Here is a 25555-nt window from a genome sequence, read left to right on the forward strand (position 1 = left end):
CTTTTTTTATGGGCCAGCAGTAGGCTATGTTGTCGTGCATGAAGCCGTCTGTCTCAGTTCAAGCTGCTTTTGTCTGCCTCGGTTTGCAGCACAACAACCTCTGCCTTTCGAGGATGTTTTGTGCTCGCTAGCATCGGAACCCATCCGGGTGCAGGACAAGGGGCAAGACATATGGGCTGGTTGGTGGATCTGATTCGAGAGCATGGCTTTGGCATCGTGTTTCTCAATGTGCTGATTGAGCAGTTGGGGGCCCCTATTCCCGCCTATCCGGTGCTGGTGGTGACGGGTGCGCTGGAGGGAGGCAGCCTGGCGCGGCTGCTTTGGCTGACCGCCATTGCGGTCACGGCAGCCCTGATTGCCGATGTTTTCTGGTATCACGCGGGCAAGACTTATGGGCACCGGGTACTGGGCCGCATCTGCCGCATTTCTCTCTCGCCAGACGCCTGCATTCGCCAGACCGAATCCGTCTATGGCCGCTGGGGTGCCAAGTCCTTGCTGGTGGCCAAGTTTGTGCCAGGCTTTGCATCCATTGCCAGCGCTCTGGCTGGCGTGGTTGGCACGCCGCTGCGCACCTTTGTCTTGTTTGACACCGTGGGCGCGCTGATCTGGGTAGGCTCGGCTGTCTTTCTGGGCTCGCTGTTTTCCTCCACGGTGCAGGACTTGCTGGATGTGCTGACTGCGCTGGGCAAGTGGGGGCTGCTGCTGATCTCGATTGCCTTTGTGGTGTTTGTCGCCCGCAAGTGGTGGCAGCGCCAGCGCGTGGTGCGCTCGCTGAAGATGCCGCGCATTTCCGTGCAGGAGCTCGCGGGCCTGAACGCGCAAGGCATACACCCGACGGTGATTGATGTGCGCGAGCCCATGCTCTATGGCATGGGCCATATTCCGGGAGCGTACTCCTGGGCCCAGCGTCCCGAAAAGGGCAAGCCCGCCTATGACCGCTTGCTGCCGCGCGAGCAGCACCAGCATGGGCTGGTGGTGTATTGCGACTGCCCCAATGAAATATCTGCAGCACGCGTGGCGCGGCAGTTGCAGCGGGCGGGATTCACCAATGTGCGCCCCTTGGTGGGCGGTCTCACGGCTTGGGAAGCGGCAGGGCTGAATGTGGAGGCCCAGCCCGATCAGGTGGTGGATGCCCAGACATGAAAAAGCGGCAAGCCCTGATGGAGCTTGCCGCTTTTTTTGATGGGTGAACGTGAATGGGTTGCTTGCTTCTTATTTGCCGGCCGGCATGGAGCAATGCCCGCCCTGAGCCGCCTGGCCGGAGCCTGCAGCGATCAGCGGCGCTTCAAAGCGCAGATCAATGGCGGGCGAGCTGTGAAAATCCCAGGCCAGAAAAACGACAAGCGCGGTCCAGAACACAGCGCGCAAGGTAGTTTGTGTAGTCATTGCAATTCCCTTGCTCAGAAGCCAAAGTGGCGGCGAATGCGCAGGCCAAAGATGGTGCCCGCGAAGGCCAGCGGCACCCAGATCCAGCCATGGATGGAGCCTGTGGAGATGCCCGAGAGCATGGCGCCCACATTGCAGCCAAAGGCCAGGCGCGAGCTGTAACCCAGCACCAGGCCCGCGACCAACGCGACGATCCACTGCGTGCCAGTCAAGGCCTTGGCAGCCGTGGTCTTGCCAGCCGCAATCCACAGCGCGCCACCCAAAATGCCGATATTGGTAATGCTGGTCACATCCAGCAGCACGGTTTCGTGCAGGCGAGCGGCGTTGCCGGGCTGGCTCCAGAACCAGTTGTTGGCCAGATCGACAGCGCCCGTGGCATTGGCCACCTTGGCGGCCCACAGGCCAAAGCCATAGACCACACCCCAGGGCTGGCCCGCGATGATGAGGTTGAGCGTGGCCAAAATGGCCAGCAGCACGGCGCCCACCAACCACTTGCGTGCCAGCAGCGGCTTGGCTGGGCGGTTGAGCGCGGCATTGGCTTTTTTCACATACAAAGCCACGCCTGCAGCGACCACGGCCAGCGCCGCCAGTGTGGCGATCAGCGCGGGTGCCCAGCCCCATTCGGCGACCAGGCCTACGGGGGCGGTGTTGCCCAGGTCCAGCCACCAGCCCAGGTGCAGACTGCCCAGAAAGCTGCCAATGGCAAACATGGGCAGGATGGCGGTGTTCATGGGAATGCCCATGCCCGCCTTGTACAGCGTGCCGCTGCCGCAGCCGTCCGCAATCTGCATGCACAGGCCAAAGACAAAGGCCCCAACCAGCAGGCTGATGCTGGGTGGGCCGAGCGCTGCCGTCAGCTCAGGGAAGTGGCCAAGCAAAGGCATGGCCAGCGCAGCGGCCAGGGCCAGCAGCAGCAATTGGCCAAAGATGCCGCTGCCGTCTTTTTCCTCAACCAGCATGCGCCAGCCTGTGGTAAAGCCAAAGCGCTTGCCAGCCAGCACAGCACCCAGACCAATGCCCACGGCAAACAGAGCGGCCTGGCGTACAGACACTGACCACAGCAGCCAGCCAAAGAAAACGGCCAGCAGCGCCGTTATGGGAAGTCGTTTCATATTGGTTTTCTTGAATATCTGAACAGCTTCAGTGCGCGATGTTTAAAACGCCCATTCGCTAAGTCAGAGACGCCAAGCAAGCGCCGCCGCGAAGCGAAGGTGACGTCCCCTCAGGGGGAAGGCGCGAAGCGACTCAGGGGGTGTCATTTAAAAGTTTTTTCCCACCACTTCTTGGCATCGTAGGCAAGGGATTCGGCGCGGCCGGGTTGGTTGGCCATGCGCGGCGCATCCTTTTGCTGGGTCCAGTCCACCATGGAGCCAGCGTACAGCTTCACATTGGGCAGGCCCGCCATTTCGGACAGGCCAAACCAGTCGGTCGCCGCCCAGTGGCCAGTGTTGCAAAAGGCCACCATGTCCTGGCCCTGCTGGCGCTGGATTTTTGCGGCAATGTCCTTGGCCTTGCTGGCGTCTACAAACAAGGTGGTGCCGGGCACAAACCACTGGTTGAAGTCCAGCTGCTGGGCGCCGGGCAGCGTGCCCGACACCTTGGCAGCGGGGGCGCGTGTCTTGCCTTGATAGAACGCATCGGGGCGCGAGTCCACCAATGCTGCGTTGGACAGGTCGATGTGCTTGCCCACATCCTGCTGCGTGGCCAGCCAGCTGGCATCGAACGTCGGGGCGTAGGAGCTGGGGGCGATCTGCACCGTGGTCTTGCCCACGGGCTTGCCTGCGGCCTCCCAGGCCTTCATGCCGCCGTTGACGATGGACAGCTCCTTGAGGCCCAGGCTTTTGAGCGTCCAGTACACGCGGGCCATGGCGCCAAAGTCTGTGGCGTCGGCACCGCTGGAAATGACGATGGCGTGCGTCTCTGGCGTCAGACCCAGCGCCTGCACCAGGGCCACCAGCTTGGACTGGTCGGGCAGCTCGCCGGGATTGGTGGCAGGGCCGCGCCATTTGCCGTAAGGGGCGTTGGCGGCCTTGTCGATATGCCCGGCCTCAAAAGACTTGGGGTCGCGGATATCGATCAGGCGAACGTCGGCTTGCTGTAGCAGGGGCTGTAGCTGCTCCGGCGTGAGCAGAGGTTGTGCGGCAAGGGCGCAGCTGCTTGCGCCCAGGCTCAAGCCTAGGCCCAGTGCATAGATGGTCAGAGAGTTTTTCATGGCAGGAGTCGGCGCAGGCCGAGTCGTCAGAGGGCGTGGCTACGCCTGAGGGCTCTATTGTCCGGCCGGATGGCCGCGAGACCAACCAAGAAAAACTTGTCTGCTTATTGCCTGGAGTTATGAAAGATTCTGTTGCTATCTGTGGCAATAAACTCCATTGAAAAGCTTGCAAATGCTTTTGTATCAATCGTTTTCAGCTATTGAAATAGGAGTTTTAAGGGGTGCGGTGTTATCAAGAGCACCGCAATGGGCTGATGCCCATGTGGCTTGTACGGTCGAAAGTGCCAGCCGACTTATTCACCCAGCGTAATTCGTCCGAACTGGGTATCCACCGACGCTTCAATCACCTTGTCGCATAGCACACGCACTTTTTTGGCCTGACCGAATTTCAGCGTAAAAGGCATGTCCACGGGCACCATGACTTTTTGAATATGCGAGTGCTGGCAGTTGCCGCGATTGATTTCCAGATCGTAGATCATGAGTTCGTCGGCTCTTGAGCGGATGACCATGATGTAGTCCGGCTTGCCCGGCGTATACACATGCTCCAGCGTGATCGAGACCGGCTGGCCTTCACCGAACCAGGGCTCGGTGCCGGGCGCGGAATATGGCTCTTCGATGCCGGCGGCTTCACGGGCTGCGGCCTCTGCCTGCCCTCCGGTGACTGGCTCGTCGGGGGCAGGGTGTTCAAACTCAGGCTCTGGCGCACTGGCTGGAGTGGCCTGAGCGATGGTGTCCGTGCCAGCCAGTGCGCCTGTAGACGGGCTAGGCGGTGTTGTTTCCGGCTGGCAAGCTGCAAGAGTGAAGGTAACAGCGGCGGTGAGCCACAAAGAGCGCAGAGCAATCATGAGAAATTTCGAAGACTTGACAAGAAGGCCACAGGCAAAGTGGCCTCAAGAGGGCGAAGGTCTGCCGGGCCATCGCAGGCCCCCAAAAGCGTGAGAAGCCAGAGAAGAGGGGAACTAGCCCTCATGGTTGTTGGCGTAGTCGCTGCTTACTGCCCCGCACCCAAAGCTTTGGCGCGTTCGGCGCGGGCTTTGAGGTTGGCTTCGTCCTCGCGCTGCGTTGGCCAGCCTTGCAGGTGCTGCTGGGCAATGTCGCTGAGGGCGGTGATCCACGGCGCGCTGTCGTTGAGGCAGGCGATGTACTCGAACTGCTGTCCGCCCGCGTGCAAAAAGGCTTCGCGTGCCTCTTGGTTGATCTCTTCCAGCGTTTCCAGGCAGTCGCTGGTAAAGCCGGGGCAGACCACATCGACGCGTTTGGTTCCGCTCTGGGCCATAGCAATTAGGGATGGCTCGGTGTAAGGCTCCAGCCACTTGGCCTTGCCAAAGCGCGACTGAAAGGTGACCAGGTACTGGTCGGCATTGAGCTGAAGTCGCTCGGCCAGCAGGCGTGCCGTTTTGTGGGATTCGCAGTGATAGGGATCGCCAAGGTGCAGGGTGCGCTCGGGCACCCCGTGAAAGCTCATCACCAGCTTCTCGCCCCGGCCATGACCGCGCCAGTGCGCCTCAATGCGCTGAGCCAGCGCTTCGATATAGCCCGCATCATCGTGGTAGCGGTTGACAAAGCGCAGCTCGGGAATGTGACGCTGGGTCTTGGCCCAGTCATAGACGGCATCGAATACGCTGGCCGTGGTCGTGCCCGAGTACTGGGGGTAGAGCGGCAGAACAAGAATGCGCGTCACGCCTTCTTTTTTGAGGGCATCGAGTTGCGCCGCAACAGATGGTTTGCCATAGCGCATGGCCGGCAGCACATGCACGTTATGGCCGCGCTCGCCCAGCCAGCCGCGCAGCAGCGTGGCCTGGCGTGTGGTCCAGTGCAGCAGGGGAGAGCCTTCGGTCTCATCCCACACGGTGGCGTACTTGGCCGCTGACTTGGCAGGGCGGGTGCGCAAAATGATGCCATGCAAAATGGGCCACCAGGCCAGCTTGGGAATCTCGACTACGCGGTCGTCTCCCAGAAACTCTGCGAGATATGGGCGAACGGCTGCTGCAGTGGGCGCATCGGGAGTGCCCAGATTGCACAGCAGAATGCCGGTGCGGGCAGATTGATCGTGACGGAAAGGTGGTTCGGGCACAAAGCGTGAAGGCATGCGCTTATTGTCTCAGCTAAGAGGTAGGTCCAGTATTCCTGAGACTTTGCCGGCCAGCTATTCTTGAGGCCATGCATTTCCAAGAAAGACTTGAATCATCGCTGACTGCCTTGCAGGCGCTGCGTCACAACGGACAGATTCGTGCCATCAGCCTGGACCTTGATGACACCCTGTGGCCTATCTGGCCCACGATTGCCAAGGCCGAGGCCGCTTTGCTGCAATGGCTGCAAGCGCATGCACCTGCCACGGCATTGCACCTGGGAGATACGGTCAAGGTTCGGGCTTTGCGACAGGAGATCGTGAATCTGCGCCCCGACCTTCAAGCTGACTTGAGTGCTCTGCGGCGAGAATCGATCCGGCTGGCCTTGCAAAGAGCGGGAGATGATCCTGCGCTGGCTGAGCCCGCTTTTGATGTGTTCTTTGCGGCACGCCAGCGCGTCGACCTGTTTGAGGATGCCTTGCCAGCGTTGGAGTTTCTCTCGCAGCGCTGGCCTGTAGTGGCCTTGTCCAATGGGAATGCAGATGTGCATGTGGTGGGCATTGGTCAGCACTTCAAGGCCAGCCTGTCGGCTAGTGGCAGCGGAATGGCCAAACCGGAAACCCGTTTTTTTCATGCGGCGGCTGATGCGGCAGGAGTGGCTCCTGAACAGGTGCTGCATATTGGTGACGATGCTGCACTGGATGTCCAGGGAGCCATGGATGCGGGTATGCACGCGGTCTGGCTCAACCGCGGCCAGTTAGCATGGCCTTACGTGGGAGCTGAACCCCACGTCACAGTCGCCAGCCTTTGGCAGTTGTGTCAGGGGCTGGCAGATCGTTGACCGGGACGAGCGCAAGCTTTGCGGGTCAGCGAAAAGGAACAGCCTATGCCTACCTGCCTGTCTGCCCGCTTTCTCAATCCGCCGCCACTGGCTCCAGTGCAAACCATTGGCTGGCGTCAGCCTTTTGTATGGCTGTCCAGAGCTTTTCAGGACATCTCTAACGCTCCGTTAATCAGCCTGGCGCATGGTCTGGCCTTGATCCTGATTGGTGCAGCAATCCTGACCGTGGGGCACAATCGCTTCTGGCTGATGGCTGGAGCCTTGTCAGGCTTTCTGGTCGTAGGGCCACTGGTGGCGACCAGTCTCTATGCCGTAAGTCGGGCACTGGAGCGTGGCGAAGCGGCTGACTGGGGCCTGATAGCCCGCACCTGGACTCAATGGCAAAGCTGCCATGCCACAGGCCAGGGTGGCTACTGGTGCATGGTGAAGTTCGGCACCTTGCTTGCGCTGGCCGCGACGGGCTGGGTGATGGTTTCAGCCTCGCTGATTACCGTGATGTCGCCCGTGCCTGTGCAGACACCTCAGGATTTCATTGCGCATGTGGTGCTGGCAAAAGATGGCCAGTTGTTCATGCAATGGATGGCTTTGGGCAGCTTTCTGGCTGCTCCGATTTTTGCGTCCAGCGTGGTGGCCATGCCGCTGATGCTGGACAGGCGAGTGACCGTGCGCCAGGCCGTGTTGACCAGTTGGTCCGTGGTGCTGGCCAACCCGGGCCCTATGGCCTTGTGGGCGGTGCTGATTGTGATGTTGACTTTGCTGGGCCTTGGCAGCTATTTGCTGGGGCTGGTGCTTGTGATGCCTTTGCTGGGACATGCCAGCTGGCACGCCTATCGAGATCTGGTGGATGCTTCTGCATTCCCCGCAAGAGATGAAGAGATGGCGTCTGCTGCTTGAGCATTGAGCGACCAGGGTCCGGCAAGGCTGTAAGGACCTGGTTGTCGTGATATTCGGTTATACGGAAGAGCAGCTTGCCCACTTTTTCCTGACATGGGGCGTGGGCGCCTTCATCTTGTTCATGGTGTTCATCATCCTGCAGCTAGCGCGCCAGTCCAAGGCAGGCAAGTTCGGCACCTTTGTGATCTTTCTCGGTCTGGGAGTCGGCTTTGTAGGCTACCTGGCCAAGATCATTATTCAGTGGTGGATTGAACGTAATTGATGTCGGTACGCTCCTGCCCCATCTTCATGGGCATGGAAGAGAGGCAGGGGGCGCATTACGCATGTGCACTGATGGACCGGTCAGCTGCTAGGCTGTGAGAGCCGCTTACCGACACCAGCTTATGCCTTGAGAGCTTGCACTTTGCGGCTGGCTGGTCATGAGGCGCTGCCAGGGTGCTGCTTGAGCATGCACCGTACTTTCGGCCTCTTCGTCAGATACCCATGGCACTGAGATGCAGGCCGAGCCGTCAGGAAGGTGCTCATTGGCAGCCATAGATCCCGCACTGCTCAGCAGGTGGCGGCGCGAAATATTCAGAAATTCGCGTGTGGATGGATCAAGTGTGGATGCCATATTGTCTCCGTTGCTTCGTGTTTTATGAGGCTATGCGATTGCTTCGCTAGCCATGGTTGCAACTGTGACTGTCAAACGGCTGTCACACCTGATGCAGTAGGACTATCTGACGATCAGGATTGTCCCTATAGGGTTTCCTATGAGGAGCTCAATTCTGGTCCGCACGGACTAGCCCATCCACGGCCTGCAAGCCGGATCGCACGGCACCTTCCAAGGTGGCGGGATAGGGGCCTGCGATGTAGTCGCCGCAGGCCCAGAGCGAGCGCCCAAGCGCGATGCCGGGGCGCTCTATACCCGGTCTACAGGCGAAGGTGGCGCGCTTTTCCACCACGGTTTGCACGGCCTCAATGTCCTGCCAGCCCAACTGCTTCAAGGCTTGCTCCAGTACCTGCTGCTGCAGTGTTTCGCGGTCTGTGCGGCAGTCGCTGATCACAAAGGCCATCAAGCCTTGTTGATCTTCAGCGGAGGGGTGCAGGTGGCCTCGGTCAAACACAAATTGCGCGGGAGCCTTTTCGCTGGGGTGCAGTGCAGTCCATGGCAGGCCTTGAGCAAGGCGATGGCTGGTGCGGGCATACACCGTGGCAATAGCGGTGTGCTCCAGTGACTGCGCAGTCTGAGCCCAGTCCTGATAGCGCACGCCAATGCGAGCGGGCAGGCGCTCATCTTCGGCAGCTAGCAGAGCCAGGCGTGCAGCCTCTTGTGGCGAGCAGGCCAGCAGCACGGCATCAAAGCGCGACTGCTCTAACTCGGCAGCAATGGCGGTATTGGCGCTGCGCAGCAGCCATTGCTGGCCTTGAGGAATCAGCTCCTGAATGCGGCTTGCCGTGTGCACTGTGTGACCGCGGGCTTGTAGCCACTGGGCGGCAGGCACAGGAAAAAGATCACCCAGGCCGCAGAGAGGCACCAAAAAATGCGAGCCTCCCGTGCCCGCAAACAGAGCGTCTTGCAGCACGCGCAAGAAGATGCTGCCACTGGCTTGCGCGGCGGGCAGGTTGAGGGCGGAGACGCACAGTGGCTCAATGAATTCATCGAACAGGCGCTGTGGCAGGCCGCTGCAGATATCGGCCACCGTGGCGGTGTCTGCGCAGCGAAAGCCTTGCACACGCCAGCGTACGGCGCGCGCCAGTAGAGCGGCGCGTTCGCGCAGCGACCAGCCGCTGGCACTGGCAATGCCTGCCAGTGCATCGAGAGGTGCGGGCAGCTTGGGAAATGAAAGGCCGCTGCCATCGGCATAACGCATGGCCAGTGGCTTGCGCAGCATGGCTTGCTCGGGCTCTATGCCTACGGCGCGCATCAGCCGCAGGCTGTCGGTATAGGCACCAATCAGAATGTGCTGACCGTTGTCGACCACCGTGCCGTCCGCCAGTGCCAGATTGCGGGCACGGCCGCCCAGATGGCGGCTGGCTTCAAAAACCGTGGGGTGATGACCGCTGAGCGAGAGCTGTACTGCGGCGGCCATGCCGGCCCAGCCGCCACCGATGATGGCAACCTTCATGGTCACTTTTACATTCGGCCCAGCGCTTGCATCTTCCACACCAGCCACAGCTTGCGCAGCGGTGTGAGGCTGATGCGCTGGTGCAGCACCTGGAAGTTCTCGGATTCGATCTCGCGCAGCAGCGTGCGGTAGATGCTGGCCATCATCAGGCCGGGCTTTTGGGCGCGGCGGTCTGCTTCGGGCAGCATGGCCAGGGCCTTGTCATAAAGGCCGTGGGCGCGCTCGGCCTGAAAGCGCATCAGGGCGGTGAAGCGCTCGGAGTATTCGCGCTTGTTGATCTCGTGCGCCTTCACATCAAACTGTTGCAGCTCGCTGATGGGCAGGTAGATGCGGCCACGCATGGCGTCTTCGCCCACGTCGCGGATGATGTTGGTCAACTGCAGGGCCTGACCCAGTGTGTGGGCGTATTCGGTGGTGCGCTCGTCGGTCTGGCCGAAGATGCGGGCGGCGACTTCGCCGACCACGCCGGCAACCAGGTGGCAGTAGCGCTGCAAACCGGCATAGTCGAGGTAACGGGTCTGGTCCAGATCCATCTGGCAGCCTTCGATGACTCCTTGCAGGTGACGCTCTTCAATGCCATAGGTCTGGGCATGGGGCATCAGCGCCTGCATCACGGGGTGGGTTGACTGGCCAGCAAAGGCCTTGTGTACCTCGCTCTTCCACCAGGCCAGCTTGGTGGCGGCGACGCCGGGGTCGGTGACCTCATCGACTACATCATCCACTTCGCGGCAGAAAGCATAAAAAGCCGTGATAGCGGCGCGACGCTCCTTGGGCAAAAAGAGGAAGGCGTAATAGAAGCTGCTGCCAGAAGAGGCAGCTTTGTCTTGGACGTACTGATCCGGATTCATAGGGGAAGCATTGTCCCATGGTGCAGGCACTTGGCTGATGCAACCGTGAAATGCGCGGTATGCCTATCATCAAAAGTCTTTCGCTTTTTCAGTATTGATAGCTTGAGGCGCTGGTGTATCAAGGGTTTGAGGCTGTTTTAGCTTAATTTTTTTGAAGCAGACATGCGCCATGCGTTCCAAAGTAGCACGGGGATATCGGCCTTGCCCAGCTTGATGCGCTGGTAGAGGTTGCGGCCTTGCATGGCATCCAGTCTGTCCAGAATGCGCAGTCCCCCTTGAATGACCAGGCGCAACTCCCAGCCCACACGCCCTGGCAACTGGTGCACCAGCGGCGCGCCTTGATTCATCAGGCTGCGGGCTTGGTGATTGAGCTCGGCCAGCAGTGTTTTCAGTGCCGGTGTCAAGGCGCTTGCTTCGGGTTGGATAGCACTGCGTGCAATGTGGTGGCGGGCCAGGTCGGACTCAGTCAGGTAATGGCGCTGACGTGGCAAGTCCTGGCTCAGGTCCTGCCAGAAGTTGATGAGCTGCAGGGCGGTGCAAATGGCGTCGCTTTGCACCAGGGCTCTGGGGCTGACAACGCCATACAGGTGCAGCAGCAGGCGGCCCACGGGGTTGGCCGAGTGACGACAGTAGTCCAGCAACTGGGCCATGTCGGCGTAAGGCGTCTGGGCTGCCGTCATGCGCACGTCCTGCTTGAAGGCACTGAGCAGGTCCGCCAGCAGCGGCTTGGGCAATTGGTGGACCTGCATTTGCACGGCCAGAGGGGCAAAGACCTGAGGCCAGGCCGTATGGGCGAGCATGGTGGCCTCCCCTGCCGTGTTGAGCTGCTCCAGATCTTGGGTATATTGCTGCAGCAGTGTCAGGCGTTGCTCCGGGCTGCAGTCGCCCTCGTCGGCCAGATCATCCGCGGTGCGTGCAAAGTGATAAATGGCGGCGATGGGCGCCCGCAGGCGGGGCGGGCACAGCCAGGAGGCCACGGGAAAGTTCTCGTAATGCGTGATGCTGGCAGGAGTCTGCGAGGCGGTGCTTGCGGTAGGTACTTGGTTCACGGGCCCTATTGTGAACCGGGAGCGGGTGGGCAACGACTCTGGCCGGGGTGAGAGAAAAAGCCCGCATGAAAAATGCACGAGCGTGCACAATCAGCGCTGATTGATGTGCAGCAGCCCGCCGGGTGGCTGTGCTTTTTTAATTTACAAGCCCAGAGCACCATGGCTGTTTTGTCTTCTCGCCGTTTCGCAAATTTGTCTTTCTCGGGGCGCTCGGCTGCGCCCTTGCTGGCGCTGTCTCTTGTGGCGTCGGCCACCTTGCTGGCCGCCTGCTCCAAAAAGGAAGTTGCCCCCGAACCCGTGCGCGCCGTCAAACTGGTGACAGTGGGGCAGGGGCAGATCGAGTCGGCGCAAGAGTACACCGGCGATGTACGGGCCAGGGTGGAATCGCGCCTGGGCTTTCGCGTGGGTGGAAAGCTGACCAAGCGGGAGGTGGAGCTGGGTCAGCATGTCAAGGCGGGGCAAGTGCTGGCACGCCTGGATGCGCGTGACTATCAGCTCAGTGCCGAGGCGGCGCGCGCTCAGGTGAGCTCGGCCACCACACAGCGTGATCTGGCCGAGGCCAATGCCAAGCGCTTTCGCACGCTGCGTGCACAAAACTTCATCAGTGCGGCGGAGATGGAGCGTCATGAGGCCAATCTGAAGGCGGCCCAGGCCACGCTGGATCAGGCCCGGGCGCAGTTGTCGGGTCAATCCAATCAGGAAAACTACACCCAGCTGCTGGCTGATGCCGATGGCGTTGTCACCAGTGTGGATGCCGAGCCGGGCCAGGTCGTGGCCGCAGGTACGCCGGTGGTACGTATTGCGCAAGATGGTGCGCGTGATGCGGTGTTCAGCGTGCCTGAGGACAGGCGCTCAGCGATGAAGCCCGGCCAAAGCGTTCAGGTGCGGTTGTGGTCCGATGAGTCGAAGGTCCTGGCGGGCCGTATCCGTGAAGTGGCCGCCAGCGCAGATCCGGTGACCCGCACCTTTGTGGTCAAGGCGCAGCTAGATGCAACGCCATTGCCAGCTTTGGGCTCTACCGTGCATGTGACGCTGGAGAGCATGAGTGTGGATGGCGGTTCGGTGGGCGCCAAAGTCATCAAGCTGCCGACCACGGCTTTGCGTCAGGAGGGAGGTGGGGGGCAGGGAACAGCCGTCTGGCTCTATGACAAGGACAGCAGCACAGTAAAGATGCAAGCGGTGCAGATTGCCAGTGCGGACGGGAATGAGGCCATCATCGCCTCGGGACTGCAGCCCGGCATGCAGGTGGTGGCCACGGGCGTGCATGTGCTGACAGATGGACAGAAGGTGACGGTTTACCGGGATAAGTATGCCAAACCAGAGAAGGATTTAGCATCAAATCAGCCTCAAACGAATACAGGTAAAGCGCTGATAGCTCCTGAATCAGAAGCATCTCAGCCAGCCGGCTCTGTGGAGGCGGCTCAATGAGCGGCGCGGAGCACAAAAAGGCCACCGGCGCGCATTTCAACCTCTCTCGCTGGGCACTAGATCATGTGGCGCTGACGCGCTACTTCATGGTGGTGCTGATGCTGCTGGGCTTTGCGGCGTTCTTTCAGCTGGGGCAGGACGAAGATCCGCCGTTCACCTTTCGCGCCATGGTCATCAGAACCTACTGGCCCGGTGCCACTGCCGAGCAGGTCGCCCAGCAGGTGACGGACAAGATCGAGCGCACGCTGCAGGAGGTGCCTTATGCCGACAAGATCAGCAGCTACTCCAAGCCTGGTGAGTCGCAGGTCATCTTCCAGCTCAAGGACTACTCGCCGCCTAAAGAGGTTCCTCAGCTTTGGTACACGGTACGCAAAAAAGTAGGGGATATGCGCTACACCCTGCCGCAAGGGGTGCAAGGACCTTTCTTCAATGATGACTTTGGCGATGTCTATGGCGTGATCTATGCGCTGCAGGCCAAGGGCTTTAGCTATGCGGAGCTCAAAACACTGGCCGATGACGTGCGCCAGCAATTGCTGCAGGTGCCTGACGTTGCCAAGGTAGAGCAGTTTGGCGTGCAGGATGAGAAGGTCTATGTGGAGCTCTCGCAGCGAGCCACACAGATGGGGCTGAATCTCAAGCAGGTGCTCGATCAGCTCAACCAGCAAAACGCCGTGGTCTCTGCGGGCACTTTGCAGACGCCTGCCGAAACGATTGCCCTGAGGGTGCAGGGCCAGTTCAACGATCTGGAGCAGTTGCGCGCCATGCCCATCATTGGCCAGGGCGGGGCACAGCTGCGCCTGGGAGATATTGCCGAGGTGCACCGGGGTTATGCCGATCCGGCCAATGTCATGGTGCGTTTTCAAGGTGAGCCCACGCTGGCCTTGGGCGTTTCCATGGTCAAGGGCGGGGACATCATTGCGCTAGGAAAGGCTTTGACGCAGGCGACGGACCGCATTGCCAAAAGCCTGCCTGTGGGGGTGACGCTGAGCAATATGCAAAATCAGCCCAAGGCGGTGGCAGATTCGGTCAGCGAGTTTCTGCATGTGCTGATCGAGGCTGTGGTCGTGGTGCTGGCCGTGAGCTTCTTAAGCCTGGGGCTGCACAAGCGCGAGGGCCAGCATCCGCTGTGGAAGCGCTGGTATATCGACCCTCGCCCGGGTCTGGTGGTGGGCATCACCATCCCTTTGGTGCTGGCGGCCACCTTCTTGGCCATGTGGTACTGGGATATCGGGCTGCACAAGGTGTCGCTGGGCTCGCTCATCATTGCGCTGGGATTGCTCGTGGATGACGCCATCATCGCCGTGGAGATGATGGTGAGAAAGATGGAAGAAGGCTACGACAGGTACAGAGCCGCCACCTTTGCCTACGAAATCACGGCCAAGCCCATGCTGACTGGTACGCTGATTACAGCAGCAGGCTTCTTGCCCATAGGCATGGCCAAGTCCATGACGGGGGAGTACACCTTTGCCATCTTCGCGGTCACGGTGATTGCGCTGGTGCTCAGCTGGTTTGCCTCGGTGTATTTCGTGCCCTATCTGGGCTTGCTGCTGCTGAAAAAACCGCCGCATGCGGCCAAGCTGCCGCCTGAAGTGGCTTCGGGTGAAGTCTCTGCCGAAGAGGCGGGCATCAATACCAATGCCGGTGAGCACGAGCTGTTTGACACCCCTTTCTACAACCGCTTTCGCCGCATGGTGAATTGGTGCGTGCAGCACCGCTGGCTGACGATTGGCGCAACGGTGCTGGTCTTTGTGCTGGGCTTGGCTGGTATGGGCAAGGTGCAGCAGCAGTTCTTCCCGGATTCCAGCCGGCCCGAGGTGTTGATGGATATCTGGTTCCCCGAAGGCACTTCGCTTCAGGCCAACAAAGAGGTGACTTTGCGGGTCGAGCAGCGCATGTTGCAGCTCGAAGGCGTGGAGTCGGTCAGCGAGTGGATTGGCTCGGGCGTGCCGCGTTTTTACCTGCCGCTCGATCAGGTCTTTCCGCAAAACAATGTCTCGCAGTTCATTCTGGTCGCCAAGGACTTGAAAGCGCGCGAGGCGATTCGGAAGATGCTTCCGGCGCTGATGGCCGAGGAATTCCCGGAGGTGCGTGCGCGCTCCAAGCTGCTGCCCAATGGCCCTCCCGTGCAGTATCCGGTGCAGTTCCGGGTTCTGGGCTCTGATCCGGCCAAGCTGCGCAGCTATGCCGATGACGTAAAAAAGCTCATGCAGAGCAGCGCCAATATGCGCGGAGTGAATGACAACTGGAATGAGTCCGTCAAGGTTATCCGTTTGCAGGTCGATCAGGACAAAGCCCGAGCCTTGGGCGTGAGCAGTCAATCCATTGCAGAGGCCACCGGTGCCAGCTTTAGCGGGACTACGGTTGGGCAGTTCAGAGAGGGTGACAAACTCATCGATATCGTGATGCGTGCGCCCAAGCTGGACAGAGATGAGATTACCGATGTGGCAGGTGTCTATGTGACGGCAGCCAGCGGGCAGTCGATTGCGCTGACGCAGATTGCCAAACCTGTCATGGTCTGGGAGCCGGGGGTCATGTGGCGTGAAAAGCGCAACTTCGCGATTACCGTGCAAGGCGATGTACGAGAGGGAATGCAGGGCGCAACGGTGACCAATGAATTGCTGCCGGCTTTGCGCAAGATGGAGGAGGGCTGGCACATGGCCGGTGACAGCGCTTACCGCATTGAGGTGGCTGGCGCAGTGGAAGAAAGCTCCAAGGGGTCGGGCGCCATCGTGGCCGGTATCCCGGTTCTGCTGTTTCTGACCTTCACGCTGCTCATGCTGCAGTTGCGCAGCGTCAGCCGCTCTTTGCTGGTCTTTATTACCGGGCCATTGGGCATTCCGGGAGTGGCGGCGGCTTTGCTATTGCTCAATCGCCCCTTCGGTTTTGTAGCCTTGCTGGGGGTGGTGGCTTTGATGGGCATGATTCAGCGCAATTCGGTGATTTTGATTGACCAGATCGAATCGGGCCGTGCACGCGGGGTGCCAGCCTGGGAGGCGATTGTGGAGGCTGCGGTGCACCGCCTGCGCCCCATTGTCTTGACGGCGGCAGCGGCTGTGTTGGCCATGATCCCGCTCTCGCGCAGCGTGTTCTGGGGGCCTATGGCTGTCGCCATCATGGGCGGGCTGATTGTGGCGACGGTATTGACCCTGCTGGCATTGCCTGCCATGTATGCCGCAGCGTTCAGAATCCGAAAGGAGAGGGCCTGAGCGCGCTTTGTGCGGAAGGCTGCTAATTTGCGGCTAGAATCTGCGTCTTGACCTCAGTAAGCGTAAATTTGCGCATTACTGACCGCGCGGGTGGCGAAATTGGTAGACGCACCAGGTTTAGGTCCTGACGGTGGCAACACCGTGCCGGTTCGAGTCCGGCTCCGCGCACCAGACATTGGTAGCTTCTGCTGCTTAAGGCCCGTAACCTCAATCAGTTACGGGCTTTTTCTTTGCAGCGTTAGCCTATAAAGGCAAACCCCCTGATGTGTGACGACGGAGCCTGCGCAGCGCCTCGTTATAATGGTCGGCTTCGCCTGCTCCTGATTTGAATAAATGCCCAGCGCCAGACGCTGATGCACATGCCGGGGCTGGCTCTGGAAAATTTGTGGTGCCGCATGTCGCCTGATGTGCGCGCACTGTGACTTTGCGCAATACGGTGTGGGTTGCTCGGCAATCTGCACGGTCCTCATCCCTCTTAGGAAAAATCATGGCCGTTAACGTTGAAACTCTTGAAAAGCTCGAGCGCAAGATCACGCTGAGCGTGCCCCTGTCCTCTATCCAGTCCGAAGTGGATGCTCGCCTGAAGAAGGTGGCGCGCACTGTGAAGATGGACGGCTTCCGTCCCGGTAAGGTGCCCATGAGCGTTGTGGCTCAGCGCTATGGCTACTCCGTGCAGTACGAAGTGCTCAACGACAAGGTGGGTGAGGCTTTTGCTGCTGCCGTGAACGAAGCAGATCTGCGCGTTGCAGGCCAGCCCAAGATCACTGAAAAGGAAGGCGCTCCTGAGGGCGAAGCACAATTCGAAGCTGTGTTTGAAGTGATGCCTGAAGTGAAGATTGGCGACTTGGCTGCTGCTGAAGTGGAAAAGCTGGTCGCCAATGTGGACGATGCTGCTATTGACAAGACCGTGGATATTCTGCGTAAGCAGCGCCGCACCTTTGTGGAGCGTGCCGCTGGTGAAGCCGCTGTGGACGGCGACCGCGTGACCGTGGACTTCGAAGGCAAGATCGACGGTGAGACTTTCTCTGGTGGCAAGGCTGAAGACTTCCAGTTCCTGGTCGGAGAAGGCCAGATGCTCAAGGAATTCGAAGACGCAACTCGCGGTATGAAGGCCGGAGAGTCCAAGACTTTCCCTCTGGCTTTCCCTGCCGACTACCACGGCGAAGACGTGGCCGGCAAGACCGCCGACTTCCTCGTGACACTGAAGAAGGTTGAAGCTGCTGAATTGCCCGAAGTCAACGAAGAATTCGTGAAGACTCTGGGCGTGGAAGGCGGCTCCGTGGAAGCCCTGCGCGACGACATCAAGAAGAACCTGGAGCGCGAAGTGAAGTTCCGTGTTCAAGGTCGCAACAAGCAGGCTGTGATGGATGCTCTGGTGTCCGTGTCCGAGCTGGACCTGCCCAAGGCTTCCGTGCAAGCGGAAGTGGGTCGTCTGCTGGAAGGCGCTCGTGCCGAGCTGCAGCAGCGTGGTATCAAGGATGCAGCCAAGGCTGAAATTCCTGAAGACATCTTCCTGCCCCAAGCCGAGCGTCGCGTGCGTCTTGGCCTGGTGGTGGCTGAGCTGGTCAAGGCTAACAATCTGCAAGCTACAACCGAGCAGATCAAGTCTCATGTGGACGAGCTGGCTTCCAGCTACGAAAAGCCTGAAGACGTGGTGCGCTGGTACTTCGGCGACCGCAACCGTCTGGCCGAAGTGGAAGCCGTTGTGATCGAAAACAACGTGACCGAGTTCGTGCTGGGCAAGGCCAAGGTTTCGGAAAAGACAGTGTCCTTCGACGAACTGATGGGCCAGGCCTAATACCTGACCTGTCGCCAGTACATGCCCTACTAGGGCATGTGCGGATAAGTTGAATGGCGGGGCTTGTGCTTTTACGCGCAAGCCCCATTTTCATTTCAGAATGCGGCTACAGTAGGCGCATAGCACTGGAGAAAACATGAGCGCATTGGATACATTGGGTCTGGGCATGGTGCCCATGGTCGTTGAACAGTCGGGTCGCGGTGAGCGCTCCTATGATATTTATTCGCGCCTGCTCAAGGAGCGTGTGATTTTCCTGGTGGGTGAGGTCAATGACCAGACGGCCAATCTGGTGGTGGCGCAGTTGTTGTTCCTGGAAAGTGAAAATCCTGACAAGGACATTTCCTTCTATATCAACTCCCCCGGCGGTAGTGTTTCGGCAGGCATGGCGATTTTTGACACCATGAACTTCATCAAGCCCGATGTGTCTACGCTGTGCACAGGCATGGCTGCCAGCATGGGTGCTTTCCTGTTGTCTGCTGGCGCCAAGGGCAAGCGCTATGCTCTGCCCAATGCTCAGGTCATGATTCACCAGCCTCTGGGTGGTGCACGTGGTCAGGCAACCGAAATCGAAATTCACGCCCGTGAAATTCTCAAGACGCGCGAGCGCTTGAACAAAATTCTGGCAGAGCAGACCGGCCAGCCGCTGGAGCGCATCCAGCGGGACACCGAGCGTGACTATTACCTTTCCGCTGAAGAGGCCAAGGACTATGGCCTGGTTGATCAGGTAATCAGCAAGCGTTCTTGAAATGCATAGCACCACCCCTAGGCTCTGCTTGGGCTAGAGGTTGATTGCATTGAAAAAATTGGGAGTGCTTGATGGACTCCCTACACTTGCTCGGCGGCGTTGGCCCCTGAAAGGCAGCGCCGCCTTGTCTTTGGTTATCATTAATTTTCGTTTTTTCGTAACGAGGCACAGCCCCCATGGCCGATAAAAAAGGCTCTTCCACCGAAAAGAATTTGTATTGCACCTTCTGCGGCAAAAGCCAGCACGAGGTCAAAAAGCTGATCGCCGGCCCGTCCGTGTTCATCTGCGACGAGTGCATCGACTTGTGCAATGAGATCATTCGTGACGAACAGCCTGCTGCTGATGCCAAAGAGGGACGCGGCGATCTGCCTACGCCTGCCGAAATCAAGGCCAATCTCGACAACTATGTGATTGGTCAGGAGCAGGCCAAGCGCACACTGGCCGTGGCGGTCTATAACCACTACAAGCGTCTGAATCACAAAGACAAGGCTGGCAAGGATGATGTGGAGCTGAGCAAGAGCAATATCTTGCTGATTGGCCCCACAGGCTCCGGTAAGACCTTGCTGGCGCAAACGCTGGCGCGTCAGCTCAATGTGCCTTTTGTGATGGCCGATGCCACCACATTGACCGAAGCCGGTTATGTGGGCGAAGACGTTGAAAACATCATCCAGAAGCTGCTGCAAAGCTGTGAGTACGACGTGGAACGTGCGCAGCGCGGCATTGTCTACATTGATGAGATCGACAAGATTTCGCGCAAGTCGGACAACCCCAGCATCACCCGTGACGTATCGGGCGAGGGCGTGCAGCAGGCGTTGCTCAAGCTGATTGAAGGCACGATGGCCAGCATCCCCCCGCAGGGCGGCCGCAAGCATCCCAATCAGGATTTTCTGCAGATCGATACAACGAACATTCTGTTTATCTGTAGCGGTGCGTTTGCAGGGCTGGAAAAAGTCATCGAGAACCGCACGGAGGCGTCCGGTATCGGCTTTGGAGCCACCGTTAAGAGCAAGAAGCAGCGCTCCATCTCCGAGATGTTCCTGGAAATCGAGCCAGAGGATCTGATCAAGTTCGGCATCATCCCTGAACTGGTGGGCCGCATGCCTGTGGTGACTGCATTGGCAGAGCTCAGCGAAGATGCTTTGGTGCAGATTCTGACCGAGCCCAAGAATGCGCTGGTCAAGCAATACAGCAAGCTGCTGGCCATGGAGGGGGTTGAGCTGGAAATTCGCCCCGCAGCTCTGAAGGCCATTGCCCGCAAGGCGCTGGCCCGCAAGACAGGTGCTCGTGGCTTGCGCTCCATCGTTGAGCAATCTCTGATCAGCACCATGTTTGAGCTACCTACCGCTGAAAACGTGGAAAAAGTGGTGGTTGAAGAAGCCACCATTGAAGACGGTAAAGAGCCGTTGCTGGTCTATCGCGAGGCGGCTAAAAAGGCCTGATGCTGCTCTGATGTGCAAAGTACCTTTGAGGGGGCTTTGCCGTTTGAACTCTCAAAGGCAATACCCCTGTTTTAGCAAAACCATTTGCAGGCGGGGGTTGAAATACACCGGTAAGCGGACCATCTTCCGCTGAGAAACCGAGGATATCTATGTCTGGACAAACCCCTTTGCCTTCTACCGAGCTGAACCTGCCACTGTTGCCTTTGCGCGATGTTGTGGTGTTTCCGCACATGGTGATTCCGCTGTTCGTGGGGCGGGCCAAGAGCATCAAGGCTCTGGAACTGGCCATGGAAGGCGACCGCCGCATCATGCTGGTGGCGCAAAAAACGGCCTCCAAGGATGAACCGGCTGCCGAAGATATGTTTGATGTGGGCTGTGTGTCCACTATCTTGCAGATGCTCAAATTACCCGACGGTACCGTGAAGGTGCTGGTCGAGGGGCAGCAGCGTGCGAACGTCAAGCAAGTTGAGGATGAGGACTCTCACTTCACCGCTACAGTGATGCCTGTGGAGCCGGAAGATGGTGCCCATGAGCAAAGCGAAATTGAAGCGCTGCGTCGTGCTGTCACCCAGCAGTTTGATCAGTACGTCAAGCTCAATAAGAAAATTCCTCAGGAAATTCTGACTTCCATCGCCAGCATTGACGATGCAGGTCGCCTGACCGACACCATTGCAGCGCATCTGCCTCTCAAATTGGAGAGCAAGCAAGCAGTGCTGGATTTGGTGGATATCAAGGCCCGTCTGGAAAACCTGTTCGAGCAACTCGAGCGTGAAGTAGATATCCTCAACGTCGACAAGCGCATCCGTGGTCGCGTCAAGCGTCAGATGGAAAAGAACCAGCGCGACTTCTATCTGAATGAGCAGGTCAAGGCCATTCAGAAAGAGTTGGGCGAGGGCGAAGATGGCGCAGACATCGAAGAGATCGAGAAAAAGATCAAGCTCGCCAAGATGCCTGCCGAGGCTCGTAAAAAGGCCGAGGCTGAGCTCAAGAAGCTCAAGCTGATGTCGCCCATGTCGGCTGAAGCATCGGTTGTGCGCAATTACATAGAAGTGCTGACGGGCCTGCCCTGGGCCAAGAAGACCAAGATCAAGCACGACCTGACCAATGCCGAGGAAGTGCTGAACGAAGATCACTTCGGCCTGGAAAAGGTCAAGGACCGTATTCTTGAATATCTTGCCGTGCAGCAGCGCGTGGACAAGGTCAAGGCGCCGATTCTGTGTCTGGTAGGCCCTCCTGGTGTGGGCAAGACCTCGCTGGGGCAATCCATTGCTAAGGCTACGGGCCGCAAGTACGTGCGCATGGCGCTGGGTGGCATGCGTGACGAGGCAGAGATTCGTGGCCACCGCCGCACCTATATCGGAGCCATGCCCGGCAAGGTGCTGCAGAGCCTGGAAAAGGTGGGTACGCGCAATCCTCTGTTCCTGCTTGATGAGATCGACAAGCTGGGCATGGATTTCCGTGGTGATCCATCGAGCGCACTGCTGGAGGTGCTGGACCCCGAGCAGAACAACAAGTTTGGCGACCACTATGTGGAAGTCGACTTTGACTTGTCCGATGTGATGTTTGTGGCGACCTCCAACTCCATGAACATTCCTTCGGCGCTGCTGGACCGTATGGAAGTCATTCGTCTGTCGGGTTACACCGAAGATGAAAAAACCAATATCGCTATCCGATACCTGCTGCCCAAGCAACTCACCAACAACGGTGTGAAGGAAGGCGAGCTGGAGGTGACCGAAGCTGCGATTCGCGACATCGTGCGCTATTACACCCGTGAAGCCGGTGTGCGTTCGCTGGAGCGTGAACTGTCCAAAATCTGCCGCAAGGTGGTCAAGGGTCTGCAGCTCAAGAAGCTGGAACCCAAGGTTGTGGTGTCTGCTGACAACCTGAATGACTATTTGGGTGTGCGCAAGTTCAGCTATGGCCGTGCCGAACATGCCAATCAGGTTGGTCAGGTGGTTGGCCTGGCCTGGACGGAGGTGGGCGGCGATCTGCTGACCATCGAAGCTGCCACTATGCCCGGCAAGGGCGTCATTACACGCACAGGCTCTTTGGGTGATGTGATGAAGGAGTCGGTGGAAGCCGCTCGCACCGTGGTGCGCAGCCGTTCGCGTCTGCTGGGTATCAAGGATGAGGCTTTTGAGAAAAAGGATATCCACGTCCACGTGCCAGATGGTGCAACGCCCAAGGATGGTCCTAGCGCAGGTGCAGCCATGACTACGGCTTTTGTCTCCGCCCTGACAGGTATCCCTGTACGCGCCGATGTCGCAATGACCGGTGAAATCACTCTGCGTGGTGAAGTCACTGCGATTGGTGGCCTCAAGGAAAAGCTGCTGGCAGCTTTGCGTGGCGGCATCAAGACGGTGCTTATTCCTGAAGAGAATGCCAAGGACTTGCAGGACATTCCGGATAACGTGAAGAGTGGCCTGGAGATCGTTCCTGTGAAGTGGATTGATCAGGTTCTCAAGGTGGCGCTGGAGCGTATGCCCGAGCCTTTGCCGGAAGATGCGGTGCCAGCTGTTGCGGCGGAGAATGCGAAGCCGACGGAGGCTGCCATCAAGCATTGACCTGATTTTTTTGAAAATTGTGGCGTTTTTCCTGAGTGGGCTTGGAACTGCGCTACAATTCACTTCATCGCAGCAAACGACGTTGTAGAATGTCAGGCTTCGGTAGATATGCGGGAATAGCTCAGTTGGTAGAGCGATACCTTGCCAAGGTATAGGTCGACGGTTCGAACCCGTTTTCCCGCTCCAGGTTTTCAGAATCTGTAGCAATGCAGGTTCGCATCAGAAAGCGAAAGCTTTTTGAATGCGGGAATAGCTCAGTTGGTAGAGCGATACCTTGCCAAGGTATAGGTCGACGGTTCGAACCCGTTTTCCCGCTCCAGGTTTTTAGAATCTGTAGCAATACAGGTTCGCATCAGAAAGCGAAAGCTTTTTGAATGCGGGAATAGCTCAGTTGGTAGAGCGATACCTTGCCAAGGTATAGGTCGACGGTTCGAACCCGTTTTCCCGCTCCAGGTTTTTGTGATAGCGGCGCGATAGCAAAGCGGTTATGCCCCGGATTGCAAATCCGGTTAGACCAGTTCGACTCTGGTTCGCGCCTCCAGATTTTCTTCGGAAAATCAGCAAAAAGGCCTCCCTTTTGGGAGGCCTTTTTGTTTTGTCTTTGTCCATGAAAGAGATGCCTTGTGCTTCGGCTTGATGCAGTCGATTCTCGGTGCTTGCCTGAGAGCTGCTTCAGGCTCAGCTTGCCAAAGCCATGGGATGACAGCTGTCTCTGAGGGGGTGCAAAACTCTTTAATTGATAGCTTTCAACGCTTGCCTGGAAAGGGCTTAAGCTTATTTTTATTAAATATTTACTGGGCTGAGTGGTCTGGGCTTCTGTTTTGCGATGGGGATAAGCCCCGTGTGCACTGATGGGGCTCGCTTTATGCGTTAAGTTCCAAGCCACTGCCCCTGAGTGTGTACATGCTTTGTGGGCGCATGTTTTCCTGGAATTTGTCTTGAAAGGTGCCCATCGTGCACAAGCGTTTTCTCGTAAAAGCTCTGGCTGCAGCCGCTTTCTTCCCTTTTTCCTTCGTGGCCCAGGCGCAGGATCTGGCTGTGACTATTGGAGTGACGGCCGGCCCTCACGCCCAGATTGCAGAAGTGGCCAAGCAGGTAGCGGCCAAGCAGGGGCTGAAGGTCAAGCTGGTCGAGTTTGGTGACTTCATCCAGCCCAATGCGGCGCTGTCCACCGGCGATATCGATGCCAATATCTACCAGCATCAGCCTTTTCTGGATGCGCAGAACAAGGATAGAGGCTACAAGCTTGTGCCCGTAGCCAAGGCTGTGAACCAGCAAATGGGTGTGTACTCCAAGAAGGTCAAGAATCTGGCCGACCTCAAGAGCGGCGCACGCGTGGGCATTCCCAATGACCCGACCAATGGATCGCGTGCGCTGATGGTGCTGGCCAAGCAGGGCCTGATCACGCTCAAGGCCAATGCCGGTGCACGCGCTTCGGTGCTGGACATCACGGCAAACCCCAAGAAGCTCAAGTTCATCGAGCTGGAAGCCGCCCAGTTGGCTCGTGCGCTGGACGATCTGGACGCTGGTGCGGTCAACAGCAGCTACGCAGTGGCAGCAGGCCTGTCGCCCCAGGCCGATTCGCTGGCACTGGAAGATGTGAACACACCTTATGTGACCGTGCTTATCGTCACGCGCGCCGGTCATGAGCAGCACAAGGGGCTGCCAGCCTTTGTGAAGGCCTACCAGTCGCCTGAGGTCAAAGCCTTTGTCGAAAAGACCTTCAAGGGCGCCTACACAACCGCCTGGTGATGCCCATGACTTTGCCTTTCAATGCATTGCAAGCCGATCTCTTCGAGCGGGCCAAGGCCTTGCTGGATGAGGAATGGCTGAGCCGTGATGCCGATCTGGCGCCGCTGCTGCCCGTGGTCCTGGCCCGCGGCGTGGGCCAGGACTGGCACAAGGCCGGAACGTTTCGCCACCATCTGGTCGGCGTGGCGCGCTCTTTGGCGCTGTGGCAGCAGCCCAGAGAGGTGCGCCTGCTGGGCCTGCTGCACAGCGTGTATGGCAATGCTTTTGTGGACCTGGTCAAGTTCGATGCGAGCAATGAGCGTGAGCATCTGAAAAGCCTGATCGGCGAGCAAGCCGAGCATCTGGTCTATCTGTTTTGCACCATGAGCCGCACCCAGTTCGTGCAAAAGCTGCTGGCTGGCGATATCGCGGCGGATGGCAGCATGCAGATTGAACGCAACGGCCCCGAGCCGCGCCAGAGTCTGACTCTGAGTGCCTATGAAGTGGCCGCGTTTGCAGTTGTCAGCATGGCCGACAGCATGGAGCAGTGGTTCAGCTGGCAGGAAGACATTTACTCGCGTTTTCCCGCCGTGGACAACAGCCGCCAGCAAGCGGTGCACTGGGCTGCTTCGCTGTGGCCTGGCCCCATGCGGCCTAGCAGCCGCATGCTCAGCCAGATCAGCGGTCTGGGTCATGCGCTACAGCACGCTGCGCTCAAAACTCAGCTGCCATTGCCGCCGGTATTTGCCAGCTGCAGTCAGTTGCTCAGTGCGGACAGCGAGGCCGCGGCAGTGGCGCTGTACTGGTCGGTGATTCAGCTCAATCAGCCCCTGGTGGATCTGGATGCGGCTACAGCGACGCTGGAGCAGGCAGTAGCACTCAACCCCTGGGTGGGTGAGCCGCAAATGGTGCTGGCCCAGCTCTACCTCAGTGCAGGCCGCCATGCCGAGGCGGCCCAGGCGGCGGAGAGTGCTTTGCAGTGCTTTAGCTGCTGGGGCAATGCCTGGGACAAGCGTGTGCAATGGGATGCCTGGATGGCCTGGACGCGGATTTTGCGGCAGTCAGCAGAGCAGGGAAGCTGGCCTGCTCGTCTGGATAAGCTCAACAACATGGCTCTGCGCTAGCCGCTAGCGCGTGTTAAAGGCCGAGGTCTTGAAGGATCTCGGCCTTTTTTGTTTGGACGTTTGTTGGGTTGTTGCATGCATCGGCCACAAGAGTTGCTGACAAAAAACCTATT

Annotated in this window: 21 protein-coding genes and 5 tRNA genes; 17 read left to right on the forward strand and 9 right to left on the reverse strand. The window is 58.8% G+C overall.

Features of this window, described 5'->3' with window-relative positions; genetic code table 11:
• The first annotated feature begins 171 nt into the window (after window positions 1–171).
• Entirely contained in the window at window positions 172–1143 is a 972-nt protein-coding gene (locus AC2I9W_RS11630) for a rhodanese-like domain-containing protein (RefSeq protein ID WP_486410126.1), read from the forward strand.
• Window positions 1144–1212: 69 nt separating this feature from the next.
• Here the strand turns inward: AC2I9W_RS11630 and AC2I9W_RS11635 are convergent, their stop codons facing one another.
• The 5 genes from AC2I9W_RS11635 to hemH all read right to left on the reverse strand — a co-directional run bounded on the left by AC2I9W_RS11635 (window position 1213) and on the right by hemH (window position 5687).
• The gene (locus AC2I9W_RS11635; protein WP_486410127.1) at window positions 1213–1386 is read right to left on the reverse strand and encodes a hypothetical protein; all 174 of its coding nucleotides are present in this window, start codon (window positions 1384–1386) and stop codon (window positions 1213–1215) included.
• A gap of 14 nt (window positions 1387–1400) precedes the next feature.
• Window positions 1401–2498, reverse strand: coding sequence for a YeeE/YedE thiosulfate transporter family protein (locus AC2I9W_RS11640; RefSeq protein ID WP_486410128.1), 1098 nt, complete (start codon window positions 2496–2498; stop codon window positions 1401–1403).
• Window positions 2499–2641: 143 nt separating this feature from the next.
• Complete coding sequence (locus tag AC2I9W_RS11645) at window positions 2642–3598, reverse strand: sulfurtransferase (protein ID WP_486410129.1); 957 nt, start codon at window positions 3596–3598, stop codon at window positions 2642–2644.
• Between the two features lie 293 nt (window positions 3599–3891).
• Complete coding sequence (locus AC2I9W_RS11650) at window positions 3892–4443, reverse strand: hypothetical protein (RefSeq protein WP_486410130.1); 552 nt, start codon at window positions 4441–4443, stop codon at window positions 3892–3894.
• A 146-nt stretch (window positions 4444–4589) separates the two neighbouring features.
• Window positions 4590–5687 carry a ferrochelatase gene (gene hemH / locus AC2I9W_RS11655; protein WP_486410131.1) on the reverse strand — a complete coding sequence of 366 codons (1098 nt, stop codon included), beginning with the start codon at window positions 5685–5687 and terminating at the stop codon, window positions 4590–4592.
• A gap of 71 nt (window positions 5688–5758) precedes the next feature.
• On the opposite strand from hemH, the gene AC2I9W_RS11660 reads away from it, so the two are divergent.
• From AC2I9W_RS11660 to AC2I9W_RS11670, 3 genes are read left to right on the forward strand one after another with little or no spacing between them, the layout of a single operon-like run.
• Window positions 5759–6508, forward strand: a complete 750-nt coding sequence (locus tag AC2I9W_RS11660; RefSeq protein WP_486410132.1) for an HAD family hydrolase — start codon at window positions 5759–5761, stop codon at window positions 6506–6508.
• Window positions 6509–6553: 45 nt separating this feature from the next.
• Window positions 6554–7402 (forward strand): DUF2189 domain-containing protein, encoded by an 849-nt coding sequence (locus AC2I9W_RS11665; protein WP_486410133.1) that lies wholly within the window; start codon window positions 6554–6556, stop codon window positions 7400–7402.
• A gap of 46 nt (window positions 7403–7448) precedes the next feature.
• On the forward strand, window positions 7449–7664 hold the full coding sequence (locus tag AC2I9W_RS11670; protein WP_486410134.1) for a DUF2788 domain-containing protein: 216 nt from the start codon (window positions 7449–7451) through the stop codon (window positions 7662–7664).
• 105 nt (window positions 7665–7769) lie between these two features.
• On the opposite strand, the gene AC2I9W_RS11675 is transcribed toward AC2I9W_RS11670, so the two are convergent.
• The 4 genes from AC2I9W_RS11675 to hpnC form a co-directional block, all read right to left on the reverse strand.
• Window positions 7770–8015 carry a hypothetical protein gene (locus AC2I9W_RS11675; RefSeq protein ID WP_486410135.1) on the reverse strand — a complete coding sequence of 82 codons (246 nt, stop codon included), beginning with the start codon at window positions 8013–8015 and terminating at the stop codon, window positions 7770–7772.
• Between the two features lie 148 nt (window positions 8016–8163).
• Window positions 8164–9510, reverse strand: coding sequence for a hydroxysqualene dehydroxylase HpnE (gene hpnE, locus AC2I9W_RS11680; RefSeq protein WP_486410136.1), 1347 nt, complete (start codon window positions 9508–9510; stop codon window positions 8164–8166).
• A gap of 8 nt (window positions 9511–9518) precedes the next feature.
• Window positions 9519–10358 (reverse strand): presqualene diphosphate synthase HpnD, encoded by an 840-nt coding sequence (hpnD, locus tag AC2I9W_RS11685; protein WP_486410137.1) that lies wholly within the window; start codon window positions 10356–10358, stop codon window positions 9519–9521.
• A gap of 137 nt (window positions 10359–10495) precedes the next feature.
• The gene (gene hpnC, locus AC2I9W_RS11690; RefSeq protein ID WP_486410138.1) at window positions 10496–11407 is read right to left on the reverse strand and encodes a squalene synthase HpnC; all 912 of its coding nucleotides are present in this window, start codon (window positions 11405–11407) and stop codon (window positions 10496–10498) included.
• Window positions 11408–11566: 159 nt separating this feature from the next.
• Here hpnC and AC2I9W_RS11695 point away from each other — a divergent pair, with 159 nt between their 5' ends.
• From AC2I9W_RS11695 to AC2I9W_RS11755, 13 genes are all read left to right on the forward strand, one after another.
• A complete protein-coding gene (locus AC2I9W_RS11695) occupies window positions 11567–12835 on the forward strand; it encodes an efflux RND transporter periplasmic adaptor subunit (RefSeq protein ID WP_486410139.1) in 1269 nt (422 codons plus the stop codon).
• Window positions 12832–16041, forward strand: a complete 3210-nt coding sequence (locus tag AC2I9W_RS11700; RefSeq protein ID WP_486410140.1) for an efflux RND transporter permease subunit — start codon at window positions 12832–12834, stop codon at window positions 16039–16041. The genes AC2I9W_RS11695 and AC2I9W_RS11700 overlap by 4 nt, the downstream gene beginning before the upstream one ends.
• 84 nt (window positions 16042–16125) lie before the next feature.
• Window positions 16126–16212: transfer RNA gene (locus tag AC2I9W_RS11705), tRNA-Leu, on the forward strand.
• Between the two features lie 316 nt (window positions 16213–16528).
• A complete protein-coding gene (gene tig / locus AC2I9W_RS11710) occupies window positions 16529–17839 on the forward strand; it encodes a trigger factor (protein ID WP_486410141.1) in 1311 nt (436 codons plus the stop codon).
• A 136-nt stretch (window positions 17840–17975) separates the two neighbouring features.
• Window positions 17976–18584 carry an ATP-dependent Clp endopeptidase proteolytic subunit ClpP gene (gene clpP, locus AC2I9W_RS11715; protein WP_158390613.1) on the forward strand — a complete coding sequence of 203 codons (609 nt, stop codon included), beginning with the start codon at window positions 17976–17978 and terminating at the stop codon, window positions 18582–18584.
• Window positions 18585–18760: 176 nt separating this feature from the next.
• On the forward strand, window positions 18761–20023 hold the full coding sequence (clpX, locus tag AC2I9W_RS11720; protein ID WP_158390615.1) for an ATP-dependent Clp protease ATP-binding subunit ClpX: 1263 nt from the start codon (window positions 18761–18763) through the stop codon (window positions 20021–20023).
• A 149-nt stretch (window positions 20024–20172) separates the two neighbouring features.
• Window positions 20173–22587, forward strand: coding sequence for an endopeptidase La (gene lon, locus AC2I9W_RS11725; protein WP_486410142.1), 2415 nt, complete (start codon window positions 20173–20175; stop codon window positions 22585–22587).
• Window positions 22588–22697: 110 nt separating this feature from the next.
• Window positions 22698–22773 (forward strand) — tRNA-Gly (locus AC2I9W_RS11730).
• Between the two features lie 57 nt (window positions 22774–22830).
• Window positions 22831–22906: transfer RNA gene (locus AC2I9W_RS11735), tRNA-Gly, on the forward strand.
• 57 nt (window positions 22907–22963) lie between these two features.
• Window positions 22964–23039, forward strand: a tRNA-Gly gene (locus tag AC2I9W_RS11740).
• 15 nt (window positions 23040–23054) lie between these two features.
• Window positions 23055–23128, forward strand: a tRNA-Cys gene (locus AC2I9W_RS11745).
• Window positions 23129–23538: 410 nt separating this feature from the next.
• Window positions 23539–24339, forward strand: a complete 801-nt coding sequence (locus tag AC2I9W_RS11750; RefSeq protein ID WP_486410307.1) for a MetQ/NlpA family ABC transporter substrate-binding protein — start codon at window positions 23539–23541, stop codon at window positions 24337–24339.
• A gap of 5 nt (window positions 24340–24344) precedes the next feature.
• Window positions 24345–25442, forward strand: a complete 1098-nt coding sequence (locus AC2I9W_RS11755) for a DUF6817 domain-containing protein (protein ID WP_486410143.1) — start codon at window positions 24345–24347, stop codon at window positions 25440–25442.
• The last annotated feature ends 113 nt before the right edge of the window (window positions 25443–25555 follow it).

It is taken from the genome of Comamonas sp. FUJ_7 (assembly GCF_057369555.1).

What these genes read in the sequence shown, in the direction of transcription:
- AC2I9W_RS11630 (WP_486410126.1), top strand. Translation starts at nt 172, where the DNA reads ATGGGCTGGTTGGTGGATCTGATTCGAGAGCATGGCTTTGGCATCGTG.
- AC2I9W_RS11635 (WP_486410127.1), bottom strand. Translation starts at nt 1,386, where the DNA reads ATGACTACACAAACTACCTTGCGCGCTGTGTTCTGGACCGCGCTTGTC.
- AC2I9W_RS11640 (WP_486410128.1), bottom strand. Translation starts at nt 2,498, where the DNA reads ATGAAACGACTTCCCATAACGGCGCTGCTGGCCGTTTTCTTTGGCTGG.
- AC2I9W_RS11645 (WP_486410129.1), bottom strand. Translation starts at nt 3,598, where the DNA reads ATGAAAAACTCTCTGACCATCTATGCACTGGGCCTAGGCTTGAGCCTG.
- AC2I9W_RS11650 (WP_486410130.1), bottom strand. Translation starts at nt 4,443, where the DNA reads ATGATTGCTCTGCGCTCTTTGTGGCTCACCGCCGCTGTTACCTTCACT.
- hemH (WP_486410131.1), bottom strand. Translation starts at nt 5,687, where the DNA reads ATGCCTTCACGCTTTGTGCCCGAACCACCTTTCCGTCACGATCAATCT.
- AC2I9W_RS11660 (WP_486410132.1), top strand. Translation starts at nt 5,759, where the DNA reads ATGCATTTCCAAGAAAGACTTGAATCATCGCTGACTGCCTTGCAGGCG.
- AC2I9W_RS11665 (WP_486410133.1), top strand. Translation starts at nt 6,554, where the DNA reads ATGCCTACCTGCCTGTCTGCCCGCTTTCTCAATCCGCCGCCACTGGCT.
- AC2I9W_RS11675 (WP_486410135.1), bottom strand. Translation starts at nt 8,015, where the DNA reads ATGGCATCCACACTTGATCCATCCACACGCGAATTTCTGAATATTTCG.
- hpnE (WP_486410136.1), bottom strand. Translation starts at nt 9,510, where the DNA reads ATGAAGGTTGCCATCATCGGTGGCGGCTGGGCCGGCATGGCCGCCGCA.
- hpnD (WP_486410137.1), bottom strand. Translation starts at nt 10,358, where the DNA reads ATGAATCCGGATCAGTACGTCCAAGACAAAGCTGCCTCTTCTGGCAGC.
- AC2I9W_RS11695 (WP_486410139.1), top strand. Translation starts at nt 11,567, where the DNA reads ATGGCTGTTTTGTCTTCTCGCCGTTTCGCAAATTTGTCTTTCTCGGGG.
- AC2I9W_RS11700 (WP_486410140.1), top strand. Translation starts at nt 12,832, where the DNA reads ATGAGCGGCGCGGAGCACAAAAAGGCCACCGGCGCGCATTTCAACCTC.
- tig (WP_486410141.1), top strand. Translation starts at nt 16,529, where the DNA reads ATGGCCGTTAACGTTGAAACTCTTGAAAAGCTCGAGCGCAAGATCACG.
- clpP (WP_158390613.1), top strand. Translation starts at nt 17,976, where the DNA reads ATGAGCGCATTGGATACATTGGGTCTGGGCATGGTGCCCATGGTCGTT.
- clpX (WP_158390615.1), top strand. Translation starts at nt 18,761, where the DNA reads ATGGCCGATAAAAAAGGCTCTTCCACCGAAAAGAATTTGTATTGCACC.
- lon (WP_486410142.1), top strand. Translation starts at nt 20,173, where the DNA reads ATGTCTGGACAAACCCCTTTGCCTTCTACCGAGCTGAACCTGCCACTG.
- AC2I9W_RS11755 (WP_486410143.1), top strand. Translation starts at nt 24,345, where the DNA reads ATGACTTTGCCTTTCAATGCATTGCAAGCCGATCTCTTCGAGCGGGCC.